The sequence below is a fragment of the Arthrobacter sp. C9C5 genome, from assembly GCF_013359735.1.
GTDB lineage: Bacteria > Actinomycetota > Actinomycetes > Actinomycetales > Micrococcaceae > Arthrobacter.
Genome location: NZ_JABFMX010000007.1, coordinates 155,540 through 175,980 on the forward strand (window position 1 = coordinate 155,540; position 20,441 = coordinate 175,980).

Here is a 20,441-nt window from a genome sequence, read left to right on the forward strand (position 1 = left end):
GGGAGCACAATGGTGCCATGGCTGCTGAGCTAAGGGAACTGCTGGTGAAAGACGCCGCCGAGTGGCGCGGGTGGCTGGAACAGCACCACGCGGACAGCCCCGGGGTGTGGCTGGTGCTGCACAAGAAGGGCGGCTCGGTGACCGAGCTGGACTACGAGGCGGCCCTGCAGGAGGCGCTGTGCTTTGGCTGGATCGACGGGCAGGGCAGGCGCCGGGATGCCGAGACCTCCTTCCAGCGGATGACCCGGCGTGGGCCGAAAAGCGTGTGGTCGGCGCGGAACGTCGAGCGCGTCGGTCGCCTCGAAGCGGCCGGCCGGATGGCCCCCGCCGGGCGCGCCGCCGTCGAAAGCGCCAAGGCCGACGGACGCTGGGAGGCGGCCTATGCGGGCCAGGCCGCGGCCGAGGTGCCGGAGGACCTTGCCGCGGCGATAGCGGCGGACCCTCGGGCGCAGGCGATGTTTGAGGTCCTGACATCGGTGAACCGGTTCGCGCTGATCTACCGGACCAACTCGGTCAAGCAAGCCGCCACCCGGGAGCGGAAGATCGCCGGCTTCGTGGACATGCTCGCACGCTTTGAAACGCCGTACCCGCAAAGCCGGCGGCCGGATCCGGGACCTTCAGCGACTTCCCGGTAACTGTCCGGGGTCCCGACAGCCCGGGGTGGCAAAATAGCCCAATGCCTACCACCCAACGCGGGGCGTCGCGCGGCGCCGCCCCCACCCAGCGTTCGCAGCGCACGCTGTTCTTTGCCGCCGCCGGCCTGCTGGTGGCCGGCGAGGCCGTGTTCTGGCTCATGCTGGCTGCAGTCCAGACGGACTCGGGCCTCGCGTTGCTCGACGGCGGCGTCCACAACGCCCTGGTGGAGGACCGGTCGCCCCTCGCCACGGGAATCCTGGCTGCCGTCAGCACGGTGACCTCGCCGAGCTGGATGACGGTCATCGGGGGCCTGCTCGCGCTCGGCTGGGCGGTCCGGAAGCGCGAAATCTGGCGGCCGGCGCTGCTCCTCGGAGCCATGGCGGCCACCTTCGGCGTGTCCACCGTGATCAAACACGAGGTCGCGCGCGGCAGGCCCTCGGCTACCGACTTCCTGATGGGCCCCGACGATGCCCTGTCCTTCCCCTCCGGACATACCTTTGGTACCGGCGTCTTCCTGCTGGTTCTGGTGTACCTGCTGCTGGGCAGCGCCGGCGCACGCACGGCGCGGCGTTCGACGGCGGTGCTGGCCTTCTCGGGGGCCGCCCTCGGCACGTTGCTGGTCGCGTTCAGCCGGCTCTACCTCGGCTACCACTGGCTGACGGACGTGGTCGCCTCGCTGGGCCTGGCGGTGGCCGTCACCGGCATCGTGGTCCTGGTCGATGGCCTGCGCGGCGCCCGGACGGCGGACCTGGCTCCGGCCGAGCCGGCACTTCCGGCCGAGCGAGGCCTGCCGGCCCGGGTGGAGCAGACGCCCTAGAACACCACGCCGAGCGCCTGGGCGAGCACCACCGCGGAGGCTGAGGACCACGCCTGCGGGTGGCAGGAGGCCGGATACGGCACCGCGCGCCCCGACTCGGCCGCGGTGACGCCGGCGAAGAGCTCCGGGAGCCGGTGCCCGAACGACCCTGCGGCGGTCAGCAGGCCTTCCGCCAGCACCCGTGCCTCGGCGGTGAATCCCTCGCTGAGCAGGCCCCTGATCGCGATCGCGGTGTCGTGGCTCCAGACCGAGCCGCAGTGGTAGCTGAAGGGCCAGAATCCCGCCGCGCGCCGGGACAGGGTGTGCAGTCCGTAGCCGGAGAACAGCTCCGGGCTGAGCAGCCGGTCCGCCACGAGCCGCGCCTCCGCGGCGTCCAGGATCCCGGTGCCCAGCAGGTGCCCCATGTTGGAGCCCGGGATATCCAGCGGTTCGCCGTGGCCGTCGAGCGCCATGGCCGGGAACCGGCCGCCGTCGTCCTGAACCCAAAAGCGCTCGCGGAAGTTCCGCTTCAGCCCCTCGGCGAAGTCGCGCAGCTCCTGGGCCCCGGGTTCGCCGTACGAGTCGAAGAGTTCTGCCGTCCCCACGGCTGCCTGGTAGGCGTAGCCCTGCACCTCGGAGAGCGCGATCGGGCCGTCGGCCTGGCGGCCGTCGCGGAACTGCATCGCGTCCCGGGAGTCCTTCCAGCCCTGGTTGCTCAGGCCATGGCCGGAGGTGTCCTGGTAGCTCAGGAAGCCCCCGTTGACTGTATTCCCGGCGGCAGCCCCTGCGGCCAGCAGCCACTGCGCGGCGCGGGAGGCATTGGGCAGCAGTGAACGGACCGCTGCGTCATCGGTGCCGGCGCGTCCCAGCTCGCCCAGCAGGCACAGCCACAGCGGGGTGGAGTCCACGGCGCCGAAGTACACCGGGGGCAGCCGCAGGGCCTGGCTTTCCAGCACGAGTTCCTTAGCTCTCAGTTCGTGCAGGATCTTGCCCGGCTCCTCGGCCGCGGCGGGATCGGTCTTGGTGCCCTGGTGCGCGGCCAGGGCGCGCAGCGTTCCGGCGGCCAGGGCGGCGTCGAAGGGCAGCAGCAGCCGCGCGGCCCACAGCGAGTCCCGGCCGAACAGGGTGAAGTACCAGGGAGCGCCGGCGGCCAGGAAAGGCGCATCGGGGGCCTTGCGGCTCGCCAGCCGGAGCCCGTCGAGTTCATCGAGGGAGTTGTCCAGGAGCAGGCCCAGCGCCCCCTCCGGCTCGGCCCGGACTCGACGGGAGGCCGGCAGCGGCGCGGCCACCACGGCGTCCTCGGTATCGGCCAGGACCGCCTGCCATTCGGCCTCCATCGGCTTGCCCCGGCCGGCCGTCCCGCGCCAGGTCAGCCGTTCGCCGCGGGCCACCCTGCCGGGCGCGGAAACGGTCAGGGTCTTGCCGCCCTCGCTCCAGCGCAGCGAGGAATCATCCGCCGCCGAGGGCTGCAAAGGTTCGCGGTAGCGGCCGAGCCGGATGGCGGCCATGTCAGTGAAGTCAGCGGCCAGCCGCACCTCAACCTCGGCATCCAGGGCGTCCAGCGAGGTGCTCAGCCGCAGTGAGACACGGACGGCACCGGGCGTGACGGTCCAGGTTTGCAGGAGTTCGACGGCGGGATCCTCGGTGGGCCCCTCGATGCCGCGCACGAGGCCACGTACCCGGAGCACACCGCCGGGGGCGGCCTCGACCGTGGCCGGTTCCGGGGCGAAGCCGTTGACGGTCACCTCTGCCCGGCACAGCATCCGGGTGTCGCCGTGCAAGAGTCCGGTGAACCAGTCGCCGGCGCCGGTCACGGCGGCCGTGCCACCGCCGGCCGCGTCTCGGTTCGCGGCGCTGTCGCTGGATGCGCCGCCGGCCAGCCGGCCGTCGGCGTCGAGCCACAATTGGGTGGGAGCGGCCACGGAACAGTGCTGACGGTGAAGTGCTGGCTGAACAGTCATGCGCCCCAGCCTATGCCGGAAGGCCGGGGCGGACCTAGGCCCGCCCGCGGGCCCGCCTGCCCGCAGGTCCGCCCGCCCGCGGGCGGGGCTCAGTCCTGCGCGGCGTCTTCCATCGGGAAGGCCACGGCCTCACCCACCACCCGCAGGCACAGTTCGGTGCCGGGCCGGGCGATCGACGCGTTCCAGTGCCGGATGGTGATGATCTCGCCGCCGCCGGGGTAGCGGTGGTCGGCAACGGCGCCCTCGGCCAGGACCGGAGGAACGGCCAGCTTGAGCCGTACCGTGGTCTCCGGACCGAAGTAGTCCGTGTCCACCACGGTGCCGCGGATGGGGCCATCCTCCGCGATCCGGATCTGCTCGGGCCGGAGCATGAGCTGCACCCGTCCCTGCGCCGGCGGCCGACGGACCGGAATGCCGCCCAGCGAGCAGGTGGCCAGCGAGCCCTCCATCCAGGCGTCGAGGATCACGGCGTCGCCCAGGAACTCCGCGGTGGCCCGGTCCGCCGGGCGCGTGTAGACCACGAACGGGTTGCCGATCTGGGCGAGCTTGCCGCCGCGCATCACGGCGACCTGGTCCGCGAAGGAGAGCGCCTCGGCCTGGTCGTGGGTGACCAGGATGGTGGTCACACCGGCGTCGTGGAGCACCTTGCCGACGGCGCGGCGGGTGGCGACGCGCAGCCCGGCGTCGAGCGCGGAAAACGGTTCGTCCAGCAACATGAGCTCGGGCTCGCGGGCCAGGGCGCGGGCCAGCGCGACGCGCTGCTGCTGGCCGCCGGAGAGCTGGTGGGGCCGCCGCCTGGCCATAGCCGGATCCAGCGAGACCATCTCGAGCAGCTCCGCGACGCGGGCCTTGACTCCGCGGTGGCCGCCGGAGAGCTTGCCGGCGTCCAACCCGAAGGAGATGTTCTGGCCGACGGTCAGGTGCGGGAAGAGGGCGCCGTCCTGGGCCACATAGCCGACGTGCCGCTTGTGCGCGGGTACCCAGACGCCGTCGCCGGCCACCTTGCGGCCATCGAGGGAGATGCTGCCGGTGTCGGGGTGCTCGAAGCCGGCGATCAAGCGCAGCAAGGTGGTCTTGCCTGAGCCGGAGGGGCCCACGATCGCCGTCGTTCCGCCCTTCGCGACGGAGAGGTTGACGCCTTTGAGGACGGCTTGGGACCCGAAGTTCTTGGTGACGGCTTCGACTTCCAGGTGGCTGTTGGTGCTGGGCGCCACGGAGGGTGCGATCCGGGGTTCCGGAAGCCGGGAGGGGTTTTGTTCGGTCACTGTCCCGCTGCTTTCTTGGACTGCTGGAAGAGAAGGTAGGTCATCGGCGCCGAGATCAGGATCATCAGCAGGGCATAGGGGGCGGCCCCGGCGTAATCGATTTCGCTGCTCTTGCTCCAGAACTCGGTGGCCAGGGTGCGCGTTCCGTTGGGGGAGAGCAGCAGGGTGGCCGTCAGTTCATTCACGATCCCGAGGAACACCAGGGCAGCGCCGCCGGCCGCGGCCGGCGCCGTGAGCCGCAGGGTAACCCGAAGGAACGCCAGCAGCGGAGGCTTGCCGAGGGCCTGGGCGGCTTCGTCGAGCTCCTTGGGGGCCTGCGAGAGCCCGGAGCGGATGTTCACCAGCGCCCGGGGCACGAACAGCAGGACGTAGGCGGAGATCAGCAGGGCCGTGGTCTGGTAGAGGTCCGGTGCCATCCGGATGCTCACGGTGACGAAGGCCAGGCCGACGACGATCCCGGGCATGGAGCTGGTGACGTAGTTGGAGAGCTCCAGGGCCTTGCTGAACCAGCCGGGATGCCGCACGGCAAGGTACGCCATCGGGAACGCGACCACGGTGGTGGCGAGGGCGCCGGCCAGGCCGTAGCCGAGGGTCTGCAGCAGCGCCGGCAGGAACTCCTCGGCGGCCCAGATGTCCGGTCCGCCGGCGAAGATCCAGCGCAGCACGAACGTCAGCGGAAGCCCGAAGGCGAGCGCGGTCAGGGCCAGCAGGGACAGCTGCGCGGGCAGCTGGTAGGCGTGCAGCGGCAGGCGCAGCGCGCGGGCCTGGGCGCCGGAGCCCACCCGGGCGTAGCGGGCGGTGCCGCGGCTGCGGACCTCCACGAGGAGCAGGATCAGGCAGAGGAACACCAGCACGCTGGCCAACATGTTCCCGGCCGTCCCGTTGAAGGTCGACTGGTACTGGACCATGATCGCGGTGGTGAACGTATCGAAACGGATCATCGCGAAGGCGCCGTACTCGGCCAGCAGGTGCAGCGAGACCAGCAGCGCACCGCCGGTGATCGCGATCCGCAGCTGGGGCAGCACTACGCGGAAGAACGCGCGCCACGCCCCAAGGCCCAGGGAGGCGGCGGACTGCTCGATGGCGGGGTCCAGGCGGCTGAGCGTCGCCGCGGCGGGAATGTAGACCAGCGGGAAGTACGACAGGGTGGCGATCAGCACGCCCGACCAGAGCCCGCCCATCGAGGGCACGGCGGAGACCCAGGCGTAACTGTTGACGAAGGCCGGCACAGCCAGCGGCGCGGCGAGCAGCACGGCCCACCACTTATGGCCCCTGAGGTTGGTGCGTTCCACCAGCCAGGCGCCGCCCACGCCCAGGACCACGCACAGCGGCACCGTGATCAGCATCAGCAGCACGGTGTTGAGCAGGAGCTCGCCTACCCGGGCGCGGAAGATCAGGCCGACGGCGGTGTCCCAGCCGGTGGCGACCGTCATGACCGCCACATAGCCTAGCGGGATCAGCGAAAACAGGGCGATCAGGACCGCCAGGATGGCCACCACGGAGACGCCGAAAGGCGGGCGGGGGCGCTTGCCCCTGCCCGCCGTCGTCGTGCTTCCGGTGGTTCCGGGAGCCGCCAGCGTTTTTGTCACTGCTTAGAGCAGACCCGCCTTGGTCATCAGGTCGGTGACCTTGGCGGAGTTCAGCTTGGCCGGGTCCACCTTGGGTGCCTGCAGTTCCTTGAGCGGAACCAGCTTCTCGTTGGACGGGACGTCCGAGCCGACGGCGTACTCGAAGGACGTGCCCTTCTGCAGCACTTCCTGGCCCTTCTTGCCGGTGATGAACTTCAGGAAGGCCTGGGCGGCCGCCGCGTTCTTCGAGGACTTGAGCACGCCGCCGCCGGAGACGGACACGAAGGCGCCGGGGTCCTGGTTCTTGAAGTAGTACGGCGTGACGTTCTTGGAGTTCTCGCCGGTCTTGGCCTGGTCGCCGTAGTAGTAGTAGTGGTAAATCAGGGCGGCGTCCACCTCGCCGGCGTTGACGGCCTTCATGGCCGTGCTGTTGCCCTTGTACGCCTTGTAGTTCTCCTTCATGCCCTTGAGCCATTCCTCCGTGGCGGCCTGGCCCTTGAGTTCCAGCAGGGCGGAGACGATCGCCTGGAAGTCGGCGCCGGACGGCGACGCCGCCCACTTGCCCTTCCACTCGGGCTTGGCCAGGTCCAGCATGGACTTGGGCAGCTTGTCCTGGCCCAGCTTGGCCTTGTCATAGACCAGCACGGTGGAGCGGGCTGCGATGCCGGTCCACTTGTTCGTCGAGGGCCGGAACTCGGCCGGAACCTGGTCGACGGTGGCCTTGTCCACGTCCGCGAACAGTCCGGCGTTTTCCACCTGGGCCATGGCGGGGGAGTTCTCGGTGAGGAACACATCGGCGCGGGAGGCCGCGCCTTCCTGGATGATCTGGTTGGACATCTCGGTGTCGTCGCCCTGGCGCAGGGTGACCTTGATGCCGGTTTCCGCGGTGAAGGCGTCAACCCATTCCTTGGTCAGGGATTCGTGCTGGGCGTTGTAGACCGTAATCTCGCCGGCCGGCTTGCCGTCGGCTCCGGTGGTGCTGCCGGAGGTCGAGGCGCCGGAGCCACAGGCTGCCAGGCTGAGCGCGGCGGTGGCGGCGAGGGCGATGCCTGCCAGCGCATTGTTGCGGATCTTCATGAGGCTACTTTCTGCAAGGAAAAGGTCGTAGGTGCCTAACCTCCGTGAGCGGGAAGTTAGGGCATGCTCACTACGAAAAACTGTAGGTTAGCCAAACCTAAGCAACCAAGCCGAGAGCGCCTTAAGTGAGGAGGATCACACGAATTACGAAACTATTGCGTGACCTAATTACCCGTGGAGGGTTCAGGGGCCGTTGTTGCTCCTTGTGTGGCCGCGGCCTCGTGGGTGGCGTCGGAAGCTGCGCCGGCTTCTTCGGTGGCGGGCTCGGGGGCCCCGGGCTCCTCGGCGCCGGCCTCCTCGGCGGAGGGCTTCCCGATGGCGGGCAGCTTCCCGGCGATCGATGCCGCCGCCTCGAGCACCATCCAGGCCTGCAGCTGCGTGGACAGTTCGACGGCGGACCCCGCCGGGTAGCTCCGGCGTGCCGGCAGCTCGGGACGGGCCGAGAAGACCAGCCGGGCGCCCTTGCGTGCCAGCGGCTCCTGCGCCGCCACCAGACGGCGGCCCTCCCAGAACGCCTCCGCGGTATCCGTCACCAGCAGGGCCGCTTCGGCCCGGGTCTCGGCGGACAGCCGTTCGTCGACGGCGGCCAGGGCCAGGTAGCGGATGAGGACGCCGGTGAAGAGGCCGCCGTCGCCGCTGCCCTCGGACCGGAGCACCGTGCCCTTGCGCCCCAGCAGCGGCGCCTGGACCGTGAGGCTGCGCCCCACCGCGGCGATCAGCGCAGCCGCCCGTTCCAAGTTCGCCTCGCCGCCCAGCTCCAGCAGCGCACCCAGGACCGGGCCCTGGTTGTAGGTGTAGATGGCGCTTTCAAGCACCAGCTCGCCGCCGGGGGCGATCCGCAGGCCGTCCCGGTACAGGCCCTGGTCCGGGTCGTAGAGCTTGGCGTCCAGCCAATCGAGCAGGGCCTGCGCCTTGGCCGACTGCCCGGTCCGGGCGTAGTACAAGGCGACCGGAGCCGTTGCCGGGGTGTTCTTGAAGTCGCGCTTCTTGCTCCAGAACGTGCCCCCGCCCAGGTCGTCGGTCGAGGCCGAGTCGAACTGGAGGGTGAGGCTCTTGAGGACCTTGGCGTTGCGGCGCCGGCCGGAGGTCTTGCGGGTGTCTTCGGCGAGCTTCTCCAGCCGCAGGGTGGCAAGGGCCAGCCAGGCCATGTCGTCGTAGTAGCTGTTGACGACGGTCAGGAAATTGCGCAGCCGGATGCCGGTGACCAGCCGGGAAGCAAGCTTGCCGGCGCTGGGCAGGTTGTCGCCGTCGAACTTGGCCGGTGTGTGGCCCTCGACGCCGAGTTCGCGGCGGCCGGTGTCCACGAGGCAGTCCACATAGTGTGCCTGCCACCAGTAGTGCCACGGCCGGACCAGGTTCCTGAGCCGGCCGGAGGGGCGGGTAATCGCGGCGATGTGGGTGCCGGGCAGGAAGAAGAGGCGCTGCCCGAACAGCCGGGTTACCGAACGTGCGGCCTCATCGGCACGGAAAGACCAGTTCGGGGCGGGGGAGCGGGCAGGTGGTGCGGTCATGGACCAAGCCTAGTGGCGACGTCGGCTCCGGCGCGGAATGGCGGGGTCGAGGTGCGCAATGTTTGCATTCCAGTTAACCTGTACTAACTAATGTTCCCTGGTGCCGGTGGGCTGCGCACAGCTCACGGCCGGGTTGCGGTTCCACATCAAGGAGGATGTATGGACGTCTTGGGTACTGTCGCACTGATCACGGGTGGCGCTTCCGGGCTGGGGGCCGCGACGGCCCGGCGGCTGTTCGCTGCCGGCGCGTCCGTGGTGCTGGTGGACCTGCCGGCCTCGGCCGGGGACGCTTTGGCCGCCGAGCTCAACGCGTCCGCCGGCGGCGGCGCGCCGGCGGACAGCGGCACGCCGGAACCGGCGAACCGTGCCATCTTCGTCCCCGCGGACGTCACCAGCGAGGAGCAGGTGCAGGCCGCCGTCGACGCCGCCGTCGCCCTTGGGCCGCTGCGGATCGTGGTGAACTGCGCCGGCATCGCCACCCCGGGCAAGGTGCTGGGCCGGGACGGTGTGCTGCCGCTGGAGACCTTCAGCCGGGTCATCCAGATCAACCTCGTCGGCACCTTCAACGTCATCCGCCTGGCCGCCGCGGCGATGGCCGTCACCGAGCCGGTTGCCACCGAGCTGGGCGGCGAGGAGCGCGGCGTCATCATCAATACCGCCTCCGTCGCTGCGTTCGACGGCCAGATCGGGCAGCCCGCCTACTCGGCTTCCAAGGGCGCCGTCGCTGCCATGACGCTGCCGATCGCCCGCGAACTGGCGCGCTCGCTGATCCGCGTCGTCACGATCGCGCCCGGGATCTTCGAGACCCCCATGATGGCCGGGCTGCCGCAGGAGGCGCAGGACTCGCTTGGCCGGCAGGTGCCGCACCCGTCGCGGCTGGGCCGGCCCGCCGAGTACGCGAACCTCGCCGCGCATATCGTGGACAACGCCATGCTCAACGGCGAGACCATCCGGCTCGACGGCGCCATCCGGATGGGACCGAAGTGACGCTCGCCGTGGACACTCCTGCCCCCGCCGACCCGGCGCTCTCCGGACTGCCGTCCGCCGATTTCTTTGACTTTGAGTCGATGCTGAGCGCTGTCGAACAGGCGAAACTGGCCGAGCTCCGGGAGTTCCTGGCCCGCGAGGTGGCGCCGTTCGCCACCCAGTGGTGGAACGACGCCGAGTTCCCGGCGCATATCCTGCCCAAGCTGGCGGCGCTGGAGCTCAGCGCACCGGCCCAGCGCGGCTACAGCAACCTGTTCGCCGGTCTTGTCATCGCCGAGATGACCCGGGTGGACACCTCGCTGGCGACCTTCTTCCTGGTCCACCATGACCTGTTCGTGGAATCGCTCTACGGCTTTGGTTCCGAGGAGCAGCAGGCCCGGCTGCTGAAGGACGCGGCCGATCTGCGCACCACCGGGGCCTTCGCACTGACCGAGCCGGACCACGGCTCCGACGTGGCCGGCGGGATGGAGACCACCGCGCGGCGCGTGTCCGGCGGGGACGCCGGCGACCACTGGGTGCTCAACGGTGCCAAGCGCTGGATCGGCAACGGGACGTTCTGCGACTACATGCTGGTATGGGCGCGTGACGAGGCCGACGGCGGCATCCGCGGCTTTATTGTCGACGCCACGCTGCCCGGCGTGCGCCGGAGCAGGATCGAAAACAAGATCGCGCTGCGGACCGTGCAGAACGCCGACATCGTGTTCACCGACGTGCGGGTGGCCGAGGCAGACCGGTTCGCCGGGATCAACAGTTTCGAGGACACCAACGAGTTGCTGCGGGGTTCGCGGATCATGGTCGCCTGGCAGGGCGTGGGGCAACAGCTTGCCGCGTTCGACGTCGCCCGGCAGTACGCCGTCGAACGCCGCCAGTTCGGGCGGCCGCTGGCCAAGTTCCAGCTGGTCCAGCAGCAGCTGGTGACAATGCTCGGCAACGCGGTGGCGAGCATGGGCATGATGGTCCGGATTGCCCAGCTGCAGGATGCGGGCGCGGCCGACATGCCCCAGGTGGCGCTGGCGAAGTCCTATGTGAGCGCCCGGATGCGGGAAACCGTGGCGATGGGCCGGTCCCTGCTGGGCGGCAACGGGATCGTCACCGACTACCGGATGGCGAAGATCTTCGCCGATGCCGAGGCGATCTATACCTATGAGGGCTCGTACGAGATCAACACCCTGATCGTGGGCCGCGCCGTGACCGGGGTGTCCGCGATCGTCTAGCCGCCCGGCCCCGCCGCCCAGCGCGAACGGACACTTGAGGCCCTGAATCTACGGATTTTTTGGGCCTCAAGTGTACTTTCGCGCTTTAGGGGGGGCTTGAAGTGGACGTTCGCGCTTAGGGGATTAGGCGAAGGGCTGCTTTTCGCCGGCTTCGATCCGGTAGTCCAGGCTGTTGTTCTTCACCGGCATGGGGCAGGTGCCGTACGGGGTGAAGGCGCTGGGATAGTTGATCGCGCGGTTGAAGTCCAGGATGACCGTTCTGTTTCCCAGGGAATCGACGCGGGGCCGGGCGGTCGAGACTTTGCGCCATTCGTCCGTCGTTATCCCATTGGTCTCGTCGTGGAACGTCACGGTGAGGGCGCCGAGCTTCTCCTCTTCGGCCTGCAGGTGGCACTCGTGCTCCTGGCCGGGGAGCCGGAACACGAGCTCGCCGACGGAACGGTGCACACCGTCCACCAGCGGGTTGGCGGTTCCGATGGGCACGTCCACCGGCTCGGGATAGGGCGTGAACCGCGCCTCGATGACCAGGTCCGGCCGGTAATCAAAGGTGGGTACGCCGTCGAACCCCGTGAACACCGGCGATGTCGAATCCCGGGTGCGCAGCGCGTATTTGTTGGCCCGCATCGCGAGCTCCACCCTGACCTGCCGGCCGTCCGTCCCGCCGAACTGGACCCACAGCAGCGACTCTTCATTCGCAAGCGCCGCGCTGATGGTCCCGTCCACGGGCTCGCCGGTCTCCACAAGGGTCAGCCCCTCCGCCGCGGCGGCGGTAAGGAACGCCGTCGTGCCGTCCGTGGACCAGAGGCCGGGGACGAGCTCGACGGCGGCCGGGCTCTCCGGCAGCCACTGGAAGGAGGTCAGGGTGAGCCAGCCGTACTCGCTTGCGAGGGCCGTGTTCCGGCTGTTGCGGAAGCGCTGCCAGCGGGCGAGTTGCGCATCAGTGGGGGACGGGGCGGCGGTCAAGGGCACCTCTGCGGGTATCAGCCCAACTAGCTCGCAGTTGTTGTCGTTCTGAGGGCTCAAGACGAGAACAACTGCCTGTCAGTTGGGGGTGGGCGGGTTTTTGAGGGCGGCTGCTACCAGTTGCGCGGCCGTGGTGCGGGCGGCGGCGGCAGCGGCGGGGTCGGCGTCGAGCACCCCGCTGGCCAGGCCGCCGTCGAGGACCAGGGTCAGGCTGCGGGCCAGGCGGTCAGGATCCGGGGCGCCGGCTTTGTCCGCCAGGTCCCGGATCCAGGCCAGGATGTGCTGCTTGTGGGCAACCGTCCGCTCATGCACCCGGGTGCCGGAGGCCGACTCGGCGGCCGCGTTGATGAAGGCGCAGCCGCGGTAGCCGTCGCGGCGGCAGGCGGTGGAGAGCGCGTCGAACAGGCCCACCAATTGATCCGCGGGGTCCGGCCCCGCGGCTTCGGCGGCGGAGTGCAGCTGCCCGGTCCAGACCCCGTCAACCTGTTCCAGGTAGGCCAGGATCAGGTCATCCTTGGCCGGGAAGTACTTGTAGAAGGTGGCCTTCGCGACGCCGGATTCGGCGATGATCGTGTCGATGCCGGCCGCCCGGAGTCCCTGGGCATAGAAGAGCCGGAAGGCCGTCGCCAGGATCTTGTCCTTGGCCTGCCCTGCCGGTGTCCGGACAGTCCGCGGCCCGGCGGCGGTTGGTGCGGTGGCTGCTGTCGGCGTCATGACTTCATGGTACACAGACCAGTCTGTCCGGGTCAGCCGGGGGTGGCTCCGGGCCCGGGCCGTTATGCCCGCGTCCGGCTCCGGCCCCGGTGCTGATGAACCAGGCGCCGGGGCTACGGCCGGACGCCCAGGCCCTGGATCAGCAGGGTCCAGACCTCGAGGAGATCGTCCTGGATGGCAGGGTCCTGCCATTCCGCGGCGTGCAGCGGGTGGTGGAAGCGGGCGGTGGCGTGCAGCACGGCCCGGCCTGCCCTGACCGGGTCCGCCGCCACGAACTCGCCGGCGGCCACCCCGTCGGCGACAATCTCGGTGAGCTGCGCGGCGAGGTGGTCGACGTGCTCGGCCGCGACCTCCCGAGCCTCCGTGGTCAGCTGGCAGAACGTCGCGAAGAGCTCGGGATCCTCGAGTGCCATCCCGTGCTTGATGGCCGCCAGCCGCTGCAGCCAGCGAAGCAGCCGCTGGGCGGCCGGCCCGTCCGGGTCGCCCGCCGGGTCCAGCGGCTCGGCGATCCGGGCAAGCCAGCGCCGGGCCACGGCGTCGCGCAGTGCCAGCTTGTTCGGGAAGTGCCGGTACACGCTGCCGTGGCTGATGCCCAGGGCCTTGGCGACGTCGACCACGGTTGCTTTTGCCGGTCCGTAGCGCCGCAGTACGTCCTCGGCGGCTTCAAGGATGCGTTCTTCGGTCAGGACGCCGGCAGGCTGTGTCACCGGCGCTCGCTGTCGAGCATGGCCATCTGCCCGGCGTCGTACCGGGTGCCGGCGACGGCGTCGGCCGGCATCGCGGCTTCGATGTCCGCGATGTCCTGCGCGGACAGCTCCACCGCAGCGGCACCCAGCGATTCGGCCAGGCGGTCGCGGCGGCGGGCGCCTACCAGCGGGACGATGTCTTCGCCGCGGGACAGGACCCACGCGATGGCGAGCTGGGCCACGGCGGCGCCCTTGGCCTCCGTGATCGCACGGAGCCGTTCCACGAGTTCCAGGTTGCGCTGCAAGTTGTCGCCGGTGAAGCGCGGCAGGTGGGCGCGGAAGTCCCGCCGGCCGCCGTCGGCCTGCCAGTGGCCCGAGACCAGGCCGCGGGAGAGGACGCCGTAGGCGGTGATTCCGATTCCGAGTTCGCGGGCCGTGGGCAGGATGTCCTGCTCGATGCCGCGGGAGACCAGCGAGTACTCGATCTGCAGGTCGGAGACGGGGTGGACGGCGTGGGCTCGGCGCAGGGTCTCCGCGCCGACTTCGGAGAGGCCGATGTGGCGGATGTAACCCTGTTTCACCAGGTCCGCGAGGGTGCCCATGGTCTCTTCCAGCGGCACCTTCGGATCGAGCCGGGCGGGGCGGTAGATGTCGACGTAGTCCGTGCCGAGCCGGCGGAGGGTGTAGGCCAGGAAGTTCTTGATGGCCGCCGGGCTGCTGTCCACGCCGTTCCAGCCCCCGGCCGCGTCGCGCAGCACGCCGAATTTCACGCTGATCAGGGCGTTCTCCCGGCGGCGGCCGCGGAGTGCGTCGCGGAGCAGGAGCTCGTTGTGGCCCATGCCGTAGAAGTCGCCGGTGTCCAGCAGGGTGACGCCGGCGTCCAGGGCTGCCTGGATGGTGGCGATGCTCTCGGCGTCGTCGGCTGGGCCGTAGAGATCGGACATGCCCATCAGGCCGAGTCCGATGGGTGCGGTGCGGGGGCCATTGAGGCCCAGCGTGCGGGTGGGGCTGAGCAGGGAAGTGGTCATGGGGGCAACGGTACAACAATCAGCTGACAGATTTCAATATTTGTCAGTCATGACCGTCTGCGGCCGCGGACCGCCGGCGGACGCTTGCTGTAGACAGTTCTGTCTGGTAGCGTCTCGCCCAGCGGTAGACTAACTTGTCTACCCCCCCAAGATCCGAAGAAGTCCTTACCCGAATGAGGTCCCCATGAAAATTGCAGTATTCGGCACCGGCACGGTCGGTCCCGCCGTCGCAGGAGCCCTGGCAAAGCTTGGCCACGACGTCGTCATCGGAACCCGCGATCCGCGGGCCACGCTGGCCCGGACCGAGGCTGGCCCGATGGGCGGCGTCCCGTTTGCCCAGTGGCACGCGGAGCACGGCGAAATTTCCCTGACCACCTTCGCCGAGGCCGCCGCCGGCAGCGAGATCGTTGTCAACGCCACCAACGGCACCGGTTCCCTGGACGCGCTGGCCGCCGCCGGGGCCGCCAACCTGGCCGGCAAGGTCATCGTCGACATCGCCAACCCGCTCGACTTCTCCCAGGGCTTCCCGCCCTCGCTGAACCCGGTGAACACCGACAGCCTTGGCGAGCAGATCCAGCGCGCCTTCCCGGACGCGCGGGTGGTCAAGACGCTCAACACGATGAACGCCGGCGTCATGGTTGACCCGGCCAGCGTGGCCGGCGGCGACCACTCGGTGTTCGTCTCCGGCAACGACGCGGACGCCAAGTCGGTGGTGGCGGGGCTGCTGGCGGACCTGGGCCACCGCGACATTATCGACCTGGGCGACATCACGACGGCCCGCGGCACGGAAATGCTCCTGCCGATCTGGCTGCGGCTCTGGGGTGCCTTCGGAAACGCGGACTTCAACTTCAAGATCGCCCGCTAACCCCCATCTGACTCGCAGTTGAGGCCGTTTTGGGCGCCCAAAACGGCCTCAACTGCGAGCTAGTTGGGCGCCGCCGCCACCGTCAAGGCACCGGACACTATCTGAGACGGATTCCCCGCGTGCGCGTGAGCCGGGTAACATCCCTTGGGTACAAGTAACCCGGCTCACAGTATCCAGCGCAGTGTACGAGCCAAGTCGAACCCTCGAAAGATTGTTTCCATGGCTGACACTGCATTGACTTCCGGTACGGATCTGGCCTCCGAACTGCGCGCCGACGTCCGCCGGGTGTCCACCCTCCTCGGCGAATCCCTGGTCCGCCAGCACGGCCCCGAGCTCCTCGACCTCGTGGAGCAGGTGCGGCTGCTGACCAAGGAATCGAAGGAGGCCGCCCGGGGCGGCGCCGATGCCACCGGGCCGTGGAGCTCGTACGACGTCGTCGCCCAGGTCCGCGAACTGCTCGGCTCGCTGCCGCTTGAGCAGGCGACCGACCTGGTCAGGGCCTTCGCGTTCTATTTCCACCTGGCCAACGCCGCCGAGCAGGTCCACCGGGTCCGCGGGCTGCGGAGCCGGCAGGAAAAGGACGGCTGGCTGGCCAAAGCCGTCGAGGAAATCGCCGAACAGGCCGGGTCCGCCGTGCTGCAGGATGTCGTGGATGAACTCGACGTCCGGCCCATCTTCACCGCGCACCCCACCGAAGCATCCCGCCGTTCGGTGCTGGACAAGATCCGCCGGCTCTCCGACGTCCTGGCCGAGTCCACCAGGGAAGGCACCTCGGCCCGCCGCCGCCAGGACCGCCAGCTGGCCGAGGTGATCGACCAGATGTGGCAGACGGACGAGCTCCGCCAGGTCCGGCCCACCCCTGTGGATGAGGCCCGGAACGCGATCTACTACCTCACCGGGATCCTTGGCGACGCCATGCCGGAGATGCTCTCGGACCTGTCCGAACTCCTCGGCGAGCACGGCGTCACCCTGCCCGTCACGAAGGCGCCGATCCGCTTCGGCTCCTGGATCGGCGGGGACCGGGACGGCAACCCCAACGTCACCGCCTGCGTCACCCGCGAAATCCTGCAGATCCAGAACCAGCACGCCGTCCGGATCAGCATCGGCCTGATCGACGGGCTGATCTCCATCCTGTCCAACTCGACCGCGCTGGCGGGGGCCGACCAGGCGCTGCTGGACTCGATCGACGTCGACCTGGGGAACCTGCCCGGACTGGACCGCCGCGTCCTGGAGCTCAACGCGCAGGAACCGTACCGGCTCAAGCTCACCTGCATCAAGGCAAAGCTGCTCAACACCGGCCGCCGGGTGGCTGCCGGCTCGGCCCACGAGCCCGGCCGCGACTACGCCGCCACCGCTGAGCTCCTGGCCGAGCTGGGCCTGCTGGAGGTGTCGCTGCGGAACCACCACGCCGGCCTCGCCGCCGACGGTGCGCTGGCCCGGGTCCGGCGCGCGATCGCCTCTTTCGGACTGCACCTCGCCACGCTGGACATCCGCGAACACGCCGACCACCACCATGACGCCGTCGGGCAGCTGATGGACCGCCTCGGCGGGCCCGGCGTGCGCTACGCGGAACTGAGCCGCGCCGAACGGCTCGAAGTGCTCGGCTCCGAGCTCGCGTCCCGCCGCCCGCTCTCCGGCCACCCGATCAAGCTCGACGGCGTCGCGGACGGCACGTACGACGTCTTCCGCGAGATCCGACGCGCCCTGCGCACCTACGGCCCGGACGTGATCGAGACGTACATCATTTCCATGACCCGCGGCGCGGACGATGTCCTGGCCGCGGCCGTGCTGGCCCGCGAGGCCGGGCTGGTGAACCTTTTCGGCGAGGCGCCCTATGCCAAGATCGGCTTCGCCCCGCTGCTGGAAACCGTGGAGGAGCTGCGCGCCTCGGCCGAGATCGTGGACGCGCTGCTCTCCGATGCGTCCTACCGCGAGCTGGTCCGGCTGCGCGGCGACGTGCAGGAAATCATGCTCGGTTACTCGGACTCCAACAAGGAATCCGGCGTGATGACGAGCCAGTGGGAAATCCACAAGACGCAGCGCAAGCTGCGCGACGTCGCGGCCAAGCACGGCGTCCGGGTGCGGCTCTTCCACGGCCGCGGCGGCTCGGTCGGCCGCGGTGGTGGGCCGACCTACGACGCGATCATGGCCCAGCCCAACGGCGTACTTGAAGGCGAAATCAAGTTCACCGAACAGGGCGAGGTCATCTCGGACAAGTACTCGCTGCCCGAGCTCGCGCGCGAGAACCTGGAGCTCTCCCTCGCCGCCGTGCTGCAGGGGTCGGCGCTGCACCGCACCCCGCGCACCTCTGAGGACCAGCGCGAGCGTTACGGCCACGTCATGGAAACCATCTCCGATGCGGCATTCGCCCGCTACCGGACCCTCATTGACGATCCGGACCTGCCGGCCTACTTCATGGCCTCCACCCCGGTGGAGCAACTGGGCTCGCTGAACATCGGCTCCCGCCCGTCCAAGCGCCCCGATTCCGGTGCGGGCCTCGAGGGGTTGCGGGCCATTCCGTGGGTGTTTGGCTGGACCCAGTCGCGGCAGATCGTGCCGGGCTGGTTCGGCGTCGGCTCCGGACTCAAGGCCGCGCGCGAGGCAGGCAACTCGGCCCAGCTCGTGGAGATGATGGACGGCTGGCACTTCTTCCGCTCGGTGCTCTCCAACGTCGAAATGACGCTCGCCAAGACGGACATGGACATTGCCGGCTACTACGTCTCGACTCTGGTGCCGGCCGAGCTGCACCACTTGTTCCACGCCATCCGCGCCGAATACGAGCTGACCGTGGCCGAGATCCAAAACCTCACGGGGGAGGACCTGCTGCTCGACGCCCAGCCCACGCTCAAGCGTTCCCTCGAGATCCGCGACCAGTACCTGGACCCGATCAGTTACCTGCAGGTGGAGCTGCTGCGCCGGGTCCGCGCCGAGGCTGCGGCACGGGAGGGCATGCCCAACGCCGAGATCGACGAACGTCTCCAGCGGGCCATGCTGATCACCGTCAACGGCGTCGCGGCCGGCCTGCGCAACACCGGGTAGCCCCGGAAGAGGTCCGTCAGCCCGTCCCGCTAGGGTTGTTCCATGCCGTCGTTCCAGACCAGACTCAAGATCACCGGACTCAAGCCGGGCAACCCGCCGGAAGCCGTGATGGCGACGGCTGTGGAGGCGCTCGGAACGCGGCACCACGTGGAGTCCAACCAGCTGGAACTCGCCGGCGGGGTCCCGCAGCTGAACCTCCGGTTCCTGGTGGACGCCACGGCTTATGCGGCGGAGAACAGCCAAGCGCTGGAATCGGCCGCCCTGATGCGCGACGCCGTCGAACGCGTCGCGGTGACCGGGAGCCTGACGGTGCTTCGGCGCAACAGGGGCCGCTGGGCCGCGGTGTAGCCGCGCCGGCCGGAGCGGAAATGCCGGTCTAGAAGTCCAGCTCCGCGTCGGGGTCCGCCTCGGGGGATCCGGGTTGCACCACGGGGGAGCGGTTGCCGCGGCGGCGGGTGACGACCACCCCCACGACGGCGCCGATCACCAGCCCAAGGCCCACCCCGATCAGCGAGCTCGCCCAGAACGGCAGTTTGGTGGCCGAGCCCGTGACGTACCCCAGGCCCACCGACCAGACCGCCCACAGGCTGCCGCCGAGCGCCGCGCAGAAACTGAAGCCACCGGTGGACACGTTGGCGATCCCGGCCGCGGCCGTGGTGGCAAGCCGGCCGCCCGGGATGAAGCGGATGCCGATGATGGCCCCGTAGGTCGACGATCGTCCGGCCCGCGCGATGGCCAGGTGCACGCCGCTGTGGAACTTGCGGCCCCAACTCCACCGGTCCAGCACGTGGCTGAGGCGGCGCTTGAAGAGCTGGAAGACCATGATGTCCCCCAGCCAGGAGGCCAGGGCGGCGAGGATTGCCACAAGGAAAACATTGGCCCGGCCGTCGGCGGACAGGGCTCCGGCGGTGATGACCACCATCTCGGAGGGGACCGGCGGGAAGATGGCGTCGCCGAGGACCACGGGGATGATCCAGAAATAGATCGCGGCTCCCCAGGTGTCCGCATTGGCCAGGTCCATGGGCACAAGTTACCGCATATCGGGCTCCCCGGGCGGATGGCTGCGGTGCTGCCGCCTGTCCCGGCCTAGCGGGCTTCGGAAAGTTCGAGCCGGCTGCGGTATTCCACCGGGCTGCCCGAGATGGGGTCCACGAAGCGGATGCCGCGGGCCAGGAGCTGGAGGGGCTTGGCGTAGTCGTCCGGCGCCTTGTCCAGCAGCTCGGGATAGAACGAGTCGTTCACAATCCCGAGCCCTAGCGACGCCATGTGCACGCGGAGCTGATGGGTCTTCCCCGAGTGCGGCTCCAGCCGGTAGAGCGCACGGCGCGGTGTGGCGCCGTCGGGCGCGTCAAAGGTGCGCAACCGCTCGATCCGGGTCTCGGCGTTGGGCTCACCCTCGATGACCTCGGCGAGCAGGTAGCTGCGGGATTTGGTCATCCGGTTCCGCACCACTACTGGGAAGTCGACGGCGGGGTGCCCCGGGGCGGGCTCCGCGGTGGACACGCACTCGTATTCCTTCTGGACCTGTCGCTTTTCGAAGAGCACCTGGTACTTCCCGCGGGTCTCGGGGTTGGTGGAGAGCAGCAGGATGCCGGCCGTCATGCGGTCCAGTCGGTGCATCGGGACCAGGTCCGGCAGCCGCAGCTGGTTCCGCAGGCGCACCAGGGCCGACTCCTGGATGTAGGTGCCGCCCGGGGTGGTGGGCAGGAAGTGCGGCTTGTCCACGACCAGGAGGTGCTCGTCCTGGTGCAGGATGTTCAGTTCCACCGGGATGCGGGTCTCGGGCGGCAGCGAACGGTAGTACCAGATGAAGGTGTGGCGCTGCAGCGGGGTGGTGCGGTCCAGCGGGATGCCTGCCTCGCCCACGATTTCGCCGGCGTCGAAGCGGTCCTCAATGCCCTGCGGGTCGATGTGCCCCCAGCGGTGCATCATGTAGTCCATGGCGGTCTCCCACGGCCCCTCGTCCGGCAGCCGCAGGCGGGTCGCGTTCACGCCGTCGCGCACGGGCAGGGGGGATTGCATCACCGGTCCATTCTACTTTGCCCGCCCGGCTCACCCCCCCCCCCGGCCCCCCCCCCCCCCCCCCCCCCCCGAAAATGGGGCCGGGGGGAAAAAATTTATTTGAAAAAAA

Annotated in this window: 18 protein-coding genes; 7 read left to right on the forward strand and 11 right to left on the reverse strand. The window is 69.5% G+C overall.

Annotation, left to right across the window (positions count from 1 at the left end):
* The first annotated feature begins 17 nt into the window (after positions 1 to 17).
* Both HNO80_RS07700 and HNO80_RS07705 read left to right on the forward strand, forming a co-directional pair.
* A complete protein-coding gene (locus HNO80_RS07700; protein WP_175322255.1) occupies positions 18 to 635 on the forward strand; it encodes a YdeI/OmpD-associated family protein in 618 nt (205 codons plus the stop codon).
* Positions 636 to 676: 41 nt separating this feature from the next.
* Entirely contained in the window at positions 677 to 1,453 is a 777-nt protein-coding gene (locus HNO80_RS07705; RefSeq protein WP_175322256.1) for a phosphatase PAP2 family protein, read from the forward strand.
* Here HNO80_RS07705 and HNO80_RS07710 read toward each other — a convergent pair.
* The 5 genes from HNO80_RS07710 to HNO80_RS07730 form a co-directional block, all read right to left on the reverse strand.
* Entirely contained in the window at positions 1,450 to 3,393 is a 1,944-nt protein-coding gene (locus HNO80_RS07710) for a glycogen debranching N-terminal domain-containing protein (protein WP_175322257.1), read from the reverse strand. The genes HNO80_RS07705 and HNO80_RS07710 overlap by 4 nt on opposite strands.
* An 89-nt stretch (positions 3,394 to 3,482) precedes the next feature.
* Positions 3,483 to 4,658 carry an ABC transporter ATP-binding protein gene (locus HNO80_RS07715; RefSeq protein ID WP_175322258.1) on the reverse strand — a complete coding sequence of 392 codons (1,176 nt, stop codon included), beginning with the start codon at positions 4,656 to 4,658 and terminating at the stop codon, positions 3,483 to 3,485.
* Complete coding sequence (locus tag HNO80_RS07720) at positions 4,655 to 6,247, reverse strand: ABC transporter permease (protein WP_175322259.1); 1,593 nt, start codon at positions 6,245 to 6,247, stop codon at positions 4,655 to 4,657. The genes HNO80_RS07715 and HNO80_RS07720 overlap by 4 nt, the downstream gene beginning before the upstream one ends.
* Before the next feature lie 3 nt (positions 6,248 to 6,250).
* Positions 6,251 to 7,303: an iron ABC transporter substrate-binding protein gene (locus tag HNO80_RS07725; RefSeq protein ID WP_175322260.1), complete on the reverse strand. Its 1,053-nt coding sequence runs from the start codon at positions 7,301 to 7,303 to the stop codon at positions 6,251 to 6,253.
* Positions 7,304 to 7,467: 164 nt separating this feature from the next.
* A complete protein-coding gene (locus HNO80_RS07730) occupies positions 7,468 to 8,814 on the reverse strand; it encodes a glycoside hydrolase family 76 protein (RefSeq protein WP_217500696.1) in 1,347 nt (448 codons plus the stop codon).
* Between the two features lie 159 nt (positions 8,815 to 8,973).
* On the opposite strand from HNO80_RS07730, the gene HNO80_RS07735 reads away from it, so the two are divergent.
* Positions 8,974 to 9,801 carry an SDR family NAD(P)-dependent oxidoreductase gene (locus HNO80_RS07735; protein ID WP_175322261.1) on the forward strand — a complete coding sequence of 276 codons (828 nt, stop codon included), beginning with the start codon at positions 8,974 to 8,976 and terminating at the stop codon, positions 9,799 to 9,801.
* Between the two features lie 80 nt (positions 9,802 to 9,881).
* The gene (locus tag HNO80_RS07740; protein ID WP_175322278.1) at positions 9,882 to 11,015 is read left to right on the forward strand and encodes an acyl-CoA dehydrogenase family protein; all 1,134 of its coding nucleotides are present in this window, start codon (positions 9,882 to 9,884) and stop codon (positions 11,013 to 11,015) included.
* A 123-nt stretch (positions 11,016 to 11,138) separates the two neighbouring features.
* Here HNO80_RS07740 and HNO80_RS07745 read toward each other — a convergent pair whose 3' ends face one another.
* From HNO80_RS07745 to HNO80_RS07760, 4 genes are all read right to left on the reverse strand, one after another.
* Complete coding sequence (locus tag HNO80_RS07745; protein WP_175322262.1) at positions 11,139 to 11,978, reverse strand: DUF1684 domain-containing protein; 840 nt, start codon at positions 11,976 to 11,978, stop codon at positions 11,139 to 11,141.
* 78 nt (positions 11,979 to 12,056) lie between these two features.
* Positions 12,057 to 12,692 carry a TetR/AcrR family transcriptional regulator gene (locus HNO80_RS07750; RefSeq protein WP_175322263.1) on the reverse strand — a complete coding sequence of 212 codons (636 nt, stop codon included), beginning with the start codon at positions 12,690 to 12,692 and terminating at the stop codon, positions 12,057 to 12,059.
* A gap of 113 nt (positions 12,693 to 12,805) precedes the next feature.
* Positions 12,806 to 13,399 (reverse strand): TetR/AcrR family transcriptional regulator, encoded by a 594-nt coding sequence (locus HNO80_RS07755; RefSeq protein ID WP_175322264.1) that lies wholly within the window; start codon positions 13,397 to 13,399, stop codon positions 12,806 to 12,808.
* Positions 13,396 to 14,406: an aldo/keto reductase gene (locus HNO80_RS07760; protein WP_175322265.1), complete on the reverse strand. Its 1,011-nt coding sequence runs from the start codon at positions 14,404 to 14,406 to the stop codon at positions 13,396 to 13,398. Before HNO80_RS07760 ends, HNO80_RS07755 begins: the two co-directional genes overlap by 4 nt.
* Positions 14,407 to 14,590: 184 nt before the next feature.
* On the opposite strand from HNO80_RS07760, the gene HNO80_RS07765 reads away from it, so the two are divergent.
* From HNO80_RS07765 to HNO80_RS07775, 3 genes are all read left to right on the forward strand, one after another.
* Complete coding sequence (locus HNO80_RS07765) at positions 14,591 to 15,271, forward strand: NADPH-dependent F420 reductase (protein ID WP_175322266.1); 681 nt, start codon at positions 14,591 to 14,593, stop codon at positions 15,269 to 15,271.
* Between the two features lie 219 nt (positions 15,272 to 15,490).
* Positions 15,491 to 18,310, forward strand: a complete 2,820-nt coding sequence (gene ppc, locus HNO80_RS07770) for a phosphoenolpyruvate carboxylase (protein WP_175322267.1) — start codon at positions 15,491 to 15,493, stop codon at positions 18,308 to 18,310.
* Between the two features lie 42 nt (positions 18,311 to 18,352).
* A complete protein-coding gene (locus HNO80_RS07775) occupies positions 18,353 to 18,658 on the forward strand; it encodes a hypothetical protein (protein ID WP_175322268.1) in 306 nt (101 codons plus the stop codon).
* 28 nt (positions 18,659 to 18,686) lie between these two features.
* On the opposite strand, the gene HNO80_RS07780 is transcribed toward HNO80_RS07775, so the two are convergent.
* Both HNO80_RS07780 and HNO80_RS07785 read right to left on the reverse strand, forming a co-directional pair.
* Positions 18,687 to 19,331, reverse strand: a complete 645-nt coding sequence (locus tag HNO80_RS07780; RefSeq protein ID WP_175322269.1) for a DedA family protein — start codon at positions 19,329 to 19,331, stop codon at positions 18,687 to 18,689.
* Between the two features lie 65 nt (positions 19,332 to 19,396).
* Positions 19,397 to 20,332, reverse strand: coding sequence for an RluA family pseudouridine synthase (locus HNO80_RS07785; RefSeq protein ID WP_175322279.1), 936 nt, complete (start codon positions 20,330 to 20,332; stop codon positions 19,397 to 19,399).
* Positions 20,333 to 20,441 lie beyond the last annotated feature (109 nt).